The sequence below is a fragment of the Pseudomonas sp. SGAir0191 genome (assembly GCF_002812565.2).
In the GTDB taxonomy this organism is placed as follows: domain Bacteria; phylum Pseudomonadota; class Gammaproteobacteria; order Pseudomonadales; family Pseudomonadaceae; genus Aquipseudomonas; species Aquipseudomonas parafulva_B.
This window is the reverse complement of the sequence record NZ_CP025035.2, coordinates 2,058,708-2,072,003: the sequence shown is the minus strand read 5'-3', so window position 1 is coordinate 2,072,003 and position 13,296 is coordinate 2,058,708. Positions and strand designations below refer to the sequence as shown.

The following is a 13,296-nucleotide window of genomic DNA, read 5'->3' as shown; positions in this document are numbered from 1 at the left end:
CAAACTTCAAACTTGAAGCGTGAAGCTTGAAACTTGAAAGCGTGGGCGCGCACAGCAAGTTGGTATTCATTGGCACGGGTGGCGCACAGTCACCTTTCCGCCCTTACGGCGGCTCACTTTTTGTCTTGTCAAAAAGTAAGCAAAAACCGCCTGCTCCTATCATCCGGCCCCTACGCTACGCTCCGGGGTTCCCTCGCTCCGGGCTTGCTCCCGGGAGGACCGCGCTGCAGGCCCCATCCTGGGGCCCAGCGCTTGACAGGCATCCATGCCTGTCACCTCCCTCCGCAAGCCCTGCGCTCGGCCTCCTGAAGTCGCGATCTGCGGCGCCTGAGCTACCGCGCGCTTAGAAGCAAAAGCCAAAGCAACAGCAACGGCAACGGCAACGGCAACGGCAACGGCAACGGCAACGGCAAGTTGTATGGGACGATTTTAGTATCGCCCTGGCCATGGCTCATCCTCTGCCAGCCCTAGTGAATCGTCGTGCTCGTTCGTTCATGTAAAAAAGCGGCGGATAAGCCGCGATCACGCCTAGGACGAACGGACACGCCATGACACTTCGCAACCCGTCAATTCCCCTTGCCCAGATGTTACGCCTAACCTTGCTAGGCATTGCTCTCTCGCCCCTTGCTCACCAGCCCGCCCTGGCAGCTGATCAGGTGCAGACGATCTCCTTCGACATCGCCCCCGGCCCACTCGGCAGCATACTGAACGAATACGCCCAGCGCGCCGCCATCTCGATATCGTTCGAGCGTACCGCCCTCGCTGGCCTTCGTTCAAACGGCCTGCAAGGACGCTATGGCGTATGGGAAGGTCTAAATCACCTATTGCAAGGCACTGACCTGCGCCTTGGTCGCGACACCAACGGTGGCTACCTTGTGCTCCCACCTGCCCCAAGCACCAGCGGGGCGATGGAACTGACCGCCCTGAGCATTTCCGGCAAGGCCCCCGGTGCACTCACCGAAGGTTCGGGCGCGTACACCACCGAATCGTCCAGCAGCTCTACGCGCCTGAACCTGTCACTCAAGGAAACCCCACAATCGATCACGGTCCTGACGCGCCAGCGCCTGGACGACCAGAAGCTCGATACCCTCACCGACGCACTGGACGCTACCACCGGCATCACCGTCATTCGCGAAAGCCTGGGGGCCGACAGCACGGCGTACCTGTCCCGGGGCTTTGCCATCCGCAACTTCGAGATCGACGGCGTCCCCACGTCGGCGAACATGGACAACTACACCCAGAACACAGCCATGTACGACCGGGTGGAAATCGTACGCGGCGCCACAGGCTTGATCAGCGGCATGGGTAACCCATCAGCCACCATCAACCTGATCCGCAAACGCCCCACCGTTGATCCTCAAGTGCAGTTAAGCGCAGAGGCCGGAAGCTGGGACCGCTACGGCCTGGGCGTTGACGTGAGCGGCGCGCTCGATGAAAGCGGCAGGCTGCGTGGCCGCCTGGTGGCCGATCACAAGGACCAGCACGCCTGGATCGACCGCTTTGACCAACAGCTCTCGACCCTGTACGGCATCACCGAACTGGACCTGGGCGACGAGACCCTGCTGACGGTGGGCCTCAGCCATCAGGTGACCCAGAGTACCGCCCCCATTCGCACCGGCTTCCCGCTGTTCACCACGGACGGGGCACGCACGCATTTCTCCCGCTCGTTCAATACCGCGCCAGACTGGAGCTATTACGACCGGCAGCAAAGTACCCTCTTCACTTCGCTAGAACATCAGTTCGCCAACGGCTGGAGCGGCAAGGTGGAGTACAGCCATGCGCGCAACGACTACGACACCGTGATCGCCTACGTCGATGGCGAAATCGACCCAGCAACCGGTGCCGGGGCTACGATCAACCCGACCCGCTGGAAGGCCGCGCCCACCCAGCACAGCCTGGACGCTTACCTCACCGGCACCTTCGACGCCCTGGGACGCGAGCACGAAGTGATCGGCGGCGTGACCCTGTCACGGACCGAGGAAAGGGGCACATCCAACTTCGGCGGCTGGCAGAGTGCCCGAACGGGCTACGACGACACCATCGACAACATTTTCAACTGGAACGGATCGTCCCCCAAGCCGGTGTTCACCCAAATCGGCACCACCGACATGACCGAAACCCAGTACGCAGGCTACCTGACCTCGCGGCTGCACCTGAGCGATGCCGCCAGGCTGATCCTCGGGGCGCGCGTGGTCGACTGGAACAGGGTGAACAAGAGCGCGCTCTATACCGGCTCGCGTCAACGTACCGAGCGGACCGAAAACGGTGTAGTGATCCCCTATGCTGGGCTGGTCTATGACCTGAACGATACCTGGGCTGCCTACGCCAGCTACACGCAAATCTTCAACCCGCAAGGTAACCAGATTCGCGACGTCAAGGGCTCGCCCCTCGACCCGCAAGAAGGCACAGGCTACGAAGTGGGGTTGAAAGCCGATCTGCTCGACAAACGCCTGACCGCAAGCCTGGCCCTATTCCGGGTGGAGCAGGACAACCTGGCAATCGCCGATGGGCGCTTGCTGCAGCCCAACGGGTTTCAGGCGTATCGCGCCGAGAGCGGCACCACGAGCGAAGGTGTAGAGCTTGAGCTCAACGGTGAGCTGGCCGAAGGCTGGCAGGTCATGGCGGGCTATTCCTACAACGTCAGCTTCGATACCAACGACCAGCGCATCGTAACCGAGATTCCGCGCAATAGCGTGAAGCTGTTCACCACGTACCGCCTGCCGGGCGAGCTGGACAAATGGACTGTCGGCGGCGGGATCAACTGGCAAAGCGAAACGGGCTATGCCCTGAGCTACGCCACCACCCAGAGCAGTTATGCGCTGGTCAACCTGATGACGCGCTATCAGGTGACGCCGCAGCTATCAGCCAGCGTGAACGTCAGCAACCTGTTCGACAAGCACTACTTGACGACCACGGCAGGCGGGATCTACGGCGCCCCACGCAACGTCATGACGACGCTGCGCTACAACTTCTGAGGCCCATACCCGTCGGCGGATAAGCGGGACCGTCAATGACAGGCCCCGTTGTCACGCCAACTCTCCCTCCCAGGGATGCTCGAGCAGCAGCCGCAAGGTCAACGACAGTGTCAGCTGACGCTCGGCCTCGCTGCGCTCATCGGCCAGGGTGCCCACGGCCTCGAGGATCTGCTGCTCGGTCATACCTTCCTGGCCCTGCAAAAGCCCCTCGAGCCGGACGTGATAGGGCTGGTTCAGCGTCTCGTACTCCCCCGCATACGAAGTGCGCAGAAAATCGATCCAAAACGTGCGCTGCAGCAGCGAATCGGCGATCCGCGCATTGCTTTCTGCCAGCAGAATGCTGCGCGCGGCTTCACGCAGACGCACATCGTTGACGTCGGAAAATACCCGGTGATACATGTAGCGCGACTGAGCCGGCAGCCCCAACGGCCGGACCAATCCTGCCCGGTACGCCAGGTGTATTTCCACTTCATCAATCAAGCCGTAGGGGTTGCTGGCCCGCTCCCTGGCAATGTGCTGGGCTGCGACGCGATCCACCTCGTCCAGGCGATAGAGCTCGCGACCAATACGCACCAGAGCAGGCGCCATGTCTGCGGCGGCAAGCCCTGCGGTACGCGTCGCGACCAGGGCACGAACCTCGAACAGGCTAAGCATCAGCAGCATCTGATCAGCACAGGTGCGCGGGCCCGCTGCCTGCTGGAAGACAGCTTCACGGACTTGCGAATTTTCAACACAAACCTCGATCAACGCCCAGATGCGCCTGCGCAGATCGATGCCTTGAAAGTCATAATCGTTCGAACGCCCAAGGTCGTTTAAGAACCGCATCAGGTCATCACTGCCAGGTTCGTCGGTCAGCGCCGTCCAGTGCTCGGAGCGGATCACACGCTCCTCAGGGCTGGAGTCCGCCAACCAGCGTTCAAGGGATTCTTGCCCACCAGGGCCATGACGGCGCAAAGGCAACGCCGTTGCCCCGGCCTCGCCCAGAGTGCTGCGCAGCGCGGTCTGGGTGGGTTCGGGCACAGGGTTATCGTGCAGGCTTAGCCCAGCCAAGCGCCGATGGGAATGAGCAAGGATCGGGCTCATGTCCGCGATACGGTTGTCGCGAAGGTCAATGTCCTCCAAGGCAGGGTGCATATAAAGCTCTACTGGCAACGCCTCCAAGCCCGTGTCACGCAAGTGCAGACGCTGTAGATCCAGCAGTCGACCCAGGGGTGGCAGTTGCCCGATCGGGTTGTGCGACAGGTCAAGCACGCGCAATTTGGTCAACGCGCTGAGCCTGGCAAGGCCTGCGTCGTCGATCACGATCTGGTTACGCGTCAGGTGCAGCTCGGTGAGCTGCGTCAGTGTCTGGATGCCCTCAGGGACACTGGTCAGCATGTTGTGGCTCAGGTCCAGGGTGCGCACATTAGGGAACCGCTGGAGAAACCCCTCAGTGATGCTCGACAAGTGCGCGCGGCGCAGTGTCAGGTGGGTGACGTGATCGAATAACGCTTGCTCAGGCAGCAGCGGAAGGCTATCGATGCGCTCGCTGTCGATGACCAGGCGGTATTCGCCGTTGGCATCGGGTCGCTTTCGCCGCCAACATTGGCGGATGCGACGGGCAATCTGTCGACGGCGCTCGGGCAAAGGCGCAGTGGTGGCTTCTCGGCGCCAGGCTGCCAGGTTGTCACCCAGATCGACAAGGCACTGCTGCAATTGGCGCAGGTGATCCCACGGTTGCTCGCCCTGCAAGCGCACCCGCTCAAGATACACTTCGATTTCCATGTCGCTCAGCGTCGGGAAGATCTGCTGGTAGCCACGAAGCATGGCCTGCCGCGACCCTTCCGGTCGGCCACTGAGCACATAGCCGATGCGTCCATCGCCAAGGCGCATCGGAGGCCTTGGCTTGCCAACCGGTGTCATGCCCAGGAGCCGCGCAGCCTGAGTCCGGTCTGCAAAAGCACGGTCTGCCAGCGCGCTGGCAAGATCGGCGGGCGCCTTTGAGGCGCCCCCCATCGCAACGCGCTGCTCTGGGTCAAGGGTGCGCAGCAATGCCTGGAAAAATCCGTCATTGACCACAGCACCGGGCAAGGGACGTCCTGCATGATCGGTTGCCAGATATCCTTGTGCCGTGTGAATCACGCAGCGGGTCTCGGGTGCCGTGTCAGCGCCCACGCTGGCTCGCCTAGCGCCACCCAACTGCGCCTCGTGCACTTCTATCTTGACTGACGCAGCCCAAGGCCATTCGAGGTGCAGCAATGCCAAGGCCAACCGCTCGGTATCGCTGTCAACAGCGTTGGGCTGCTCGAAGCCGGCACAAGCACGGTCCAGGCGAGCATCATGCAGCACCCATCGCGCCCGCTCGGCCAGTGCAAGCGGCACTTTGCATTGCTCCAGCAACTGGCTGAGCTCGGTATCGCTGGCGGCCGCGAGCAACTCCCGGCCAGCGCGCGTGGAAAGCCCCGGAAAATCCCGGTGCAGCGGATCTGCCGCAAGCGCGGGCACTCCCTGAGCTTCTTGCCACTGGGCTTCGAAGGCTGGTCCACGCAGGCGGGGGAACGCTCGATGCAGCTCGTATCTTTGCAAGGCATCACACAACCGCGCGGGTGCAGGTGCATTTTCAAGATGCAAGCGTCGCAGCGCGGCTTCGTCCAGGCCGACACTGCGCAGCACCGCTCGCGCCGCCGAAGGGCTCACCGTACCCAGGTTCGAACCCAGACGCGCTACCAGCATGTCGACGTTGGACCACGCCTGGGGACGCTCCAATGCATGACGCACCCCGCCCGCCTCGTTGTCTTCCAAGATAATTTCAGGAGCTTGGCCACGCTGCGGATGCTCAATCGTTGGCCGTTGCTCATCGAGTCCCAACCTGTAAGCATTACCCTCGATGGCCACGTGTGGACGCCCATCGAGCAAACCCCGTTGCCCCGCCATCAGGTGCGTGTCGGGAACCGCATAACCCGGCAAGTCAACCCGGGCCAGACGATGCTCGCCCGTAGGCGTCAGTACAGGCGCCAGTTCATCGATGATGCCTTCTCGCGCCAGCATCCGGCCCGCGGCTGCACCGACAGCTGCACCTACCCCGATCATGACGACGTTCTGCGCCACCGCTATCAGATGCGCGAGCGCTGCCTCCCGATCGCCAAGCGCCCACTCGTGGTAGCCATCGATCACGTCATCGGTAATCTGGCGCGCCGCCAGTGCGAGCAAGGGCAGCCCGAGCTCGGGTACGAAGAAACTGGCCAACCCCAGCAGGTCCAGCCCGAGGCCCTTGAGTACGTGGTTACGCCGGTCGCGCGCTTGACTGTCCACCGCCGTGTTGGGTACAGCCAGGGCCTGTGCGTCCTCGAGCAGGGTATCGACTTGGACGCTGCGCAGGTGTGCGATCAGTGCACCGTGGATAACTTGGTGGCGAGCGTCCAGTTCGAGGGGCTCCCCAGTCGTTGCGCTGGCCAGCAGATGCTGAAAGCGCTGGCTGAAATGCAGGCGATCATGCTCCTTGATGAAGCGTTGGAAGAACTGCCGGTACGCAGGGTCGCGCAAGCGAGTGCCAAGGCTGCGAAACAACTGCGACCACGATGGGTAAGTGCCAATGGCGCCGTAGGGATCGTCGGGTATCCACACGATCAGGTCCTGCGGTGCGGACGAGGCTTGGTCAGACGCTGGCTCGAAAACCGTGATACCGGTCACCACTCGGCCCAACAGGCGAAGTTCGCTGAATGCGCCGGCGGGTGGCTCGCTGGCGCCGGCTACGGCACTGACCAGGCGATCGAGAGCCCCACCCTTCACAACGCCCTGTAGCCGCGCAAGCTCTATAGCGGCCAGCAGGCTGCGGCGCCACCCCTCTTCAAGCACCGCGCTGACCTCGCGTCGGCGCTTGTCGTCGGCAAATAGCACCTGTTTGAGGTGCTGCTGATAAGCCGCGCCCAGGTCCAAGGACCGACACACCCCCGCGAAAGCCCGCGGGCGCAAGGGAAGCACCGTCCCATCTGCATCCAGCACGTTCGACTGTGGCAACCAGGCGACCTCGGCGGTCTCTCGCCGGTCGAAATTGTGCAACGCACAGGCCAGCAAGGGTTGCTCCAGTGTGGTGGGAACCACACGATCAGGGACGGTTGTAACACCGGACGGGTAACGAATATGCACAACCCGGCGCAGCTTGGCTGCTCGGACGTCCACCGGCCGGTGCAAGAGCCTCTCCAAAGCCGCCTCCAGCAATGGACTGGCGAATTCGTCAAGAGGCTGCACCTGAGCGAAAACGGCTTGTACTTGCTCACGCGCCCGTTGCTGGTCGAGCAGCGCCTGGTGCAGGCCCTGGAGCTGCTCGACCGTGGCATTTGCCATCCAAGGCGGCAGTCGGTCGGCAATGAACGCGTCAACGGAGTCGTCGGGGAACGGCGTATTTTTCATGGAGCACCTGTGAGTTGCAAAACCGCCACTCAGCCAGCTTGGGGATCCGTTCTTGAGGTAGTTGTCTAACACCACTCGAACGCAGCGCCGTGCACAGCCCCAACGCCCTCAATCTCCCCACGCGTGGCCACTTGCGCTACAATCGCGCCCGGGTGCTAGCTGCTTGGGGCAGTGAAGCAGGTTAAAAAAGCTACGCAGGTCGGGCCGCCATGCGGGAGTCATTGCGCCTATGCAAAACACCAAGGTCCCCAAAGCACAGCAACTGGCCGAGCGTGCGCTGGCCAGCCTCGAACGTTTCCTGCACATCGAAGCCGTCAGTGGTGTGGTACTGCTGATCGCCGCCATCGCCGCCCTGATCTGGGCCAATTCCCCGGCCGCCGCCAGCTACGACGCCCTCTGGCACACACCGATCACGCTGGGTATCGGCTCGCTGGTCTATTCCCAGTCCCTGCATTTCTGGATCAACGATGGCCTGATGACGATCTTCTTCCTGGTGGTCGGGATGGAGATCCGCCGCGAGATCCATGAAGGTGCCCTTTCCAGCCTGCGCCAGGCATCCTTGCCCATGGTGGCAGCCATGGGCGGCGTGGCTGTGCCTGCCATGGTTTACCTGGGCTTCGGCCATGCGCCCAGCGAGCAGCAAGGCTGGGCCGTGCCGACAGCCACCGATATCGCGTTCGCGGTCGGCGTATTGGCGTTGCTGGGCAAGTCGATCCCGTCGAACATTCGTGTCTTTCTGCTGGCGCTGGCGATCATCGACGACATCATCGCGGTGCTGATCATCGCCGTGTTCTACTCCGGTGGCCTGGACTACCTGGGCTTTGCTGTCGCGGCAGCGGGCCTGCTGTTGGTCCTGATCATGCAGCGCATTGGCGTGGGCTCGGCCTTTGCCTATGTCATCCCAGGCGCGATCACATGGGTGGGTGTGCTGATGACCGGTGCCCACCCTACCCTGGCAGGCGTCGTCCTGGGGCTGATGACCCCCGTCACCAGCCGCCCTATGTGGGAACGCCCCGTAGAGGCCGTGTCGCGCCTGAGCGAAGAAGTGGTCGGCCGGGCCAAAGCCGCGACCCAGGACGCCAGCCAATTGCTGACGCCCCTCAAGCACCTGCGCGTGGCGCAACGTGAAGTGCTGCCGCCGGTGGTGCGTGTGCAGAGTGCGCTGCACCCTTGGGTGGCATTCGGCATCATGCCGCTGTTCGCTTTGGCCAATGCCGGGGTAAGCCTGTCGGGCGTCAACCTGGACAGCGAAACACCGCGCTGGGTGATGGAGTCGGTGATGGCGGCGTTGGTCATCGGCAAACCGGTAGGCATCGTCGGCATCAGCTGGCTGATGGTGCGCTTGGGGCTCTGCTCGTTGCCGCCAGGGGTCAACTGGAGCGGCATCACCTTGATCGGGCTGCTGGCCGGCATCGGCTTCACCATGTCCATCTTCATCGCCAACCTGGCGTTCGCCAGCCCAGCGGCGCTGGGTGCGGCCAAGTTGGGCGTGCTGGCAGGTTCGGTGGTTGCGGCCTCGCTGGGCCTGGCATGGGGCGCATGCCGCGTGCGCGGTAGACACCGATAGCGCCTACGCTGTTTCCCCATGCTCAAGCGCATGGGGAAACACGCTGAAGGGTTGCCCACGGCCGCTCGTCGTCCCAATCGTCGATCCAAGTCAACCCAGGGCAACGGGACCTTTCGAACAGGTACGAGCATTCTCAACTGCAGGAGCTTCTACCATGCGCGACTACCCTACCCCACCCTTCCCCTCTCAGCCCCAGACCGTACCCGGCTCCCAGCCGAAAATGGACCCGGTACCGGACTGCGGCGAGCAGACCTACGTCGGCCATGGCCGGCTCGAAGGCAAGAAGGCGCTGATCACCGGCGGCGACAGCGGCATCGGCCGCGCGGTGGCCATCGCCTATGCCCGTGAAGGCGCCGATGTCGCCATCTCCTACCTGGATGAACACGAAGACGCCGAAGAGACCAAGCGCTGGGTGGAGGCAGCCGGGCGCAAGTGCCTACTGCTGCCAGGCGATCTGGCGCAGAAGCAGCAATGCCACGCGATCGTGGAGCAGACCGTGGCCGAGTTCGGCCGCATCGACATTCTGGTGAACAATGCCGCCTTCCAGATGGCCCACGAAACGTTCGAGGAAATCGAGGACGAGGAATGGGTAAAGACCTTCGACACCAACATCACGGCCATCTTCCGCATCTGCAAGGCCGCCTTGCCGTCCATGCCCAAAGGCAGCTCGATCATCAACACCAGCTCGGTCAACTCCGATGATCCGTCTTCCTCGCTGCTGGCCTACGCGGCGACCAAAGGCGCCATTGCCAACTTCTCTGCAGGGCTTGCGCAACTGCTGGCCAAAAAGGGCGTGCGCGTCAACAGCGTCGCACCAGGCCCGATCTGGACGCCGTTGATCCCCGCGACCATGCCCGACGAAGCCGTCAAGAATTTCGGCTCCAGCTACCCCATGGGCCGCCCTGGCCAACCGGTGGAAGTGGCGCCGATCTACGTACTGCTGGGTTCGGACGAAGCCAGCTACATCAGTGGCTCGCGCTATGCGGTCACAGGCGGCAAGCCCATTCTCTGACGGACGCGGGGCTCTGCACGACAGAGCCCCTGCGCCACCTCACGGCATCAGGATCGCCTGGGCGCGGTCGATCGAAGGCACTGGCATGCTGTCCCTGCTCACCATGAGCCACTGACGCATGCGAGCAGTGTCGAATATCTGGCCTTCTTCCATCATCGTCAGAATCAATGCCTGGGACATTCGGTAACACCCACACTGGGCGCACTGGCGCTGCTCCCACCCGCCGGCACATTCGATGGACTCTGCTTGTCCTGCGCATATCAGACAGCTCATATAAGCCCCCTTCTTGTTCTTGTTCACCAGAGCGTGGTCCCATGACCTACCCAACCCGGACATGGCCAACTTCCATGAGATACCCGTGCCAATGCTTAAATTCAGTGAAATGCGCTGCCCGATTGTCGGTTAGGTCAGCAGTTGACTGAGCACCGCGCGCAGTTTCCCGGGTTTGACCGGTTTGTTCAGCACCGGCATGCCCAGCGCCTGCAACGCCTGCCTGCCTTCGTCGCTGCGGTCGGCGGTGATGATGACGGCGGGGATCGTGCACCCGAACTGCCCACGTAACCGCTCCACCACGTCGCACCCCAGAATGCCGTGGTCCAGATGGTAGTCTGCCAGGATCAGTTCCGGCGGCTGACCTTGCAGCGCGTCCAAGGCTGCATGCTGATCGATGGCCGTGACGACCTTGCAGCCCCACTGCCCCAACAGGGCGCCCATGCTGTGCAAGATACTCGACTCGTTGTCCAGCACCAGCAGCCGCCGCCCTGGCAGGGGGTCCCCCATGCTCGGCTGCGGTAGCGCCACTGCCGTGGCCGCTGGTAGACAGCTTGCCATCGGCACCTGAATCGTGAACACCGACCCTTGCCCTGGCCGTGAGCGCACCCGTACCGGATGTCCGAGTATCTTGGCGATGCGCTCGACGATCGCCAGGCCCAGCCCAACCCCCTTGCGCTCGGCTGCCCGGCCCACATCCAACTGGTTGAACTCGAGGAAGATCGACTCCAGGCGATCGTCCGGGATACCGCGCCCGGTATCCCACACCTGCAGTTCGAGGTTAGGGCCACGCCGCCGCGCCGCCAACAGCACGCCGCCCTTTGACGTGTAGCGGCAGGCATTGCTGAGAAAGTTGCGCAGGATGCGGGTCATCAGCCGCACATCGGTGCCCATGGCAACGTCGGGAATACGTGACCTGAGCTTGAGGCCTGCGGCTTCGGCCACCGATTCGAACTCGGACACCAGTGGCGCGAACAGGGTGCTCAGGTGGTACACGCCGATGTCCGGCTTCACGGCGGCCTGATCAAGTCGCGAGATGTCCAGCAGGTCGGTCAGCAGGTCTTCGGCCCCTTCCAAGGCCTGATGAGTGCGTTCCACCAGCAGTTGTTCGGCCTGCGCCAGCGGCCGCTCGCGCAGGGTCGAAATCAGCAAGCGGGCGGCATTGAGCGGTTGCAGCAGGTCATGGCTGGCCGCCGCCAGGTATTTGTCTTTGCTGCGGTTGGCCAGCTGTGCCGCGTCCCGGGCGTCGCGCAGGGCCCGGGCAATCTGCTTGCGCTCGGTGATCTGCTGGTGCAGGTTGCGGTTGGCTTCGAGCAGTTGATCGGTGCGGTCGGCCACCCGCTGCTCAAGCTCATCGTTGAGTTGCTGCAAGTGCTGCTGCGCCAGCTTGCGCTCGGTGATATCGGCCACGAACCCTTCCACCAAGCCCTCATGCCCAGGTTTACGCAACAGGTTCATGAGCACGTCGATGTGGCTGCCATCGCGGCGGCGCAGGCGGGTTTCGTAACCGTGCAGGCTATGCTCGCGGGCCAGGGTCGTGGTGATGGCGTGCAGTTCCTGAGCGCCCCCGACGAAGAGGTTGGCGGCAAGGTCGGTCAACGAAAACAGTACGGCCTGGGGGTCGTCATAGCCCAGCATCCGCGCCAGGGCCGGGTTGGCGGCGCGCATGCCGTCCTGCAGGCTGGCCTGGAAGATCCCGTGAACGGCATTTTCGAACAACCACTTGTAGCGGTTGCGCTCAGCTTCCAGTTCTTCCAGCCGCGCAGCCAGTTCCGGGTAATGACTCTTGCGCGCGGACTGGTCGCCCAGCCCCAGCAGCCCGGCCAGGGCTCGCTGCTGCGCTTCAGAGGGCTTCGCCATAAACGACCTCGACGTCGCGCTGGCTGGAGGCGCGTGGGTTGGTCAGGATGCACGGATCGTCCATCGCGTGCTGCGACAGGAATGGAATATCGCTGGTGCGCACACCGTGCAGCCCAAGGGTTTCATGAAAACCCATGGCGTATTTCAGGGCGATCAGGTGCTCGACCAGGCGCGCGCAGATCTGCCGGTGGTTCAGGCCCCGGCAATCGATGCCCATCACTTCGGCAATCACCTTGAAGCGCTCGGGCGCCGAACTGTAGTTGAAAGCCACCACATGCTCGACCAGCACGGCGTTGCACAGGCCGTGGGGCAGATCCAGGAAGCCGCCGAGGCTGTGGGACATCGCGTGCACGGCGCCGAGGATGGCATTGGAAAAGGCAAGCCCCGCCTGCATGCTGCCCAGCATGACTTTTTCGCGCAGGCTGATGTCGGTCGGATTGGCGATCATCTGCACCAGGTTGCCGTTGATCAGGCGCATGGCCTCAAGGGCATGCGGGTCGGTCAGGGGGCCGTGGCCAGTGGAGACGAACGCCTCGATGGCGTGCACCAGGGCATCGATCCCGGTACAGGCCGACAAGAACGGGTCCATGCTCAGGGTGGTCTGTGGATCGATCAACGACACGTCGGGTACCACCGCCTTGCTGACGATGGAGAACTTCATGCGTTCTTGCTGGTTGGAGATGATCACGAACTGCGACACATCCGCCGAGGTGCCGGCCGTGGTCGGGATCAGGATCAGCGGGGGGCTGGGCACGCGGATCATGTCCACGCCCTCGAACTCGAGGATGCTGCGCCCGTGCGCCACCACGATGCCGATGGCCTTGCCGCAGTCCATCGGGCTGCCCCCGCCGACTGCGACGATGACATCGCAATGGTTTTGCCGGTAGATCTCGGCGCCGAGCATCACCTCCTCGACCCGGGGGTTGGGCGACACCGCGCTGTAGAGGCAATAGTCGATGCCTTGGGCTTGCAGGCTGGCCTCGACGTCGGCCACCCACCCGGCAGCGATCACCCCAGGGTCGCTGACCACCAGCACCTTGCGGGCACCGAAGGTCTTGGCGTAGTTGGCCACGTTATGCCGGCAGCCGGCACCGAAGATGATTTCAGGCGAAACGAATTTGCGAAGCGGGCTGAAACTCTGGCTCATGGGCAAGCCTGTTCTTATTGTTCTGGAAGGTGAGTGCCAGCGTAATGCATCCATCGACGAAAGCAACCAGACCTAG

At 63.0% G+C, this 13,296-nt stretch carries 7 protein-coding genes; 3 read left to right on the top strand and 4 right to left on the bottom strand.

Annotation, left to right across the window (positions count from 1 at the left end; all coding sequences use genetic code 11):
* Positions 1 to 548 precede the first annotated feature (548 nt).
* Entirely contained in the window at positions 549 to 2,975 is a 2,427-nt protein-coding gene (locus tag CWR53_RS09460; RefSeq protein ID WP_100851342.1) for a TonB-dependent receptor, read from the top strand.
* 51 nt (positions 2,976 to 3,026) lie between these two features.
* Here the strand turns inward: CWR53_RS09460 and CWR53_RS09455 are convergent, their stop codons facing one another.
* Entirely contained in the window at positions 3,027 to 7,364 is a 4,338-nt protein-coding gene (locus tag CWR53_RS09455) for an NEL-type E3 ubiquitin ligase domain-containing protein (RefSeq protein ID WP_100851341.1), read from the bottom strand.
* 229 nt (positions 7,365 to 7,593) lie between these two features.
* On the opposite strand from CWR53_RS09455, the gene nhaA reads away from it, so the two are divergent.
* Complete coding sequence (nhaA, locus tag CWR53_RS09450; protein ID WP_058605259.1) at positions 7,594 to 8,931, top strand: Na+/H+ antiporter NhaA; 1,338 nt, start codon at positions 7,594 to 7,596, stop codon at positions 8,929 to 8,931.
* Positions 8,932 to 9,085: 154 nt separating this feature from the next.
* Complete coding sequence (locus CWR53_RS09445; protein ID WP_078478710.1) at positions 9,086 to 9,943, top strand: SDR family oxidoreductase; 858 nt, start codon at positions 9,086 to 9,088, stop codon at positions 9,941 to 9,943.
* A gap of 39 nt (positions 9,944 to 9,982) precedes the next feature.
* Here CWR53_RS09445 and CWR53_RS22950 read toward each other — a convergent pair whose 3' ends face one another.
* The 3 genes from CWR53_RS22950 to ercA form a co-directional block, all read right to left on the bottom strand.
* The gene (locus CWR53_RS22950) at positions 9,983 to 10,123 is read right to left on the bottom strand and encodes a hypothetical protein (protein WP_167340226.1); all 141 of its coding nucleotides are present in this window, start codon (positions 10,121 to 10,123) and stop codon (positions 9,983 to 9,985) included.
* 222 nt (positions 10,124 to 10,345) lie between these two features.
* Positions 10,346 to 12,073, bottom strand: a complete 1,728-nt coding sequence (locus CWR53_RS09440; RefSeq protein WP_100851340.1) for a NahK/ErcS family hybrid sensor histidine kinase/response regulator — start codon at positions 12,071 to 12,073, stop codon at positions 10,346 to 10,348.
* Entirely contained in the window at positions 12,057 to 13,220 is a 1,164-nt protein-coding gene (gene ercA, locus CWR53_RS09435; RefSeq protein ID WP_058605255.1) for an alcohol dehydrogenase-like regulatory protein ErcA, read from the bottom strand. The genes CWR53_RS09440 and ercA overlap by 17 nt, the downstream gene beginning before the upstream one ends.
* Positions 13,221 to 13,296: the final 76 nt, after the last annotated feature.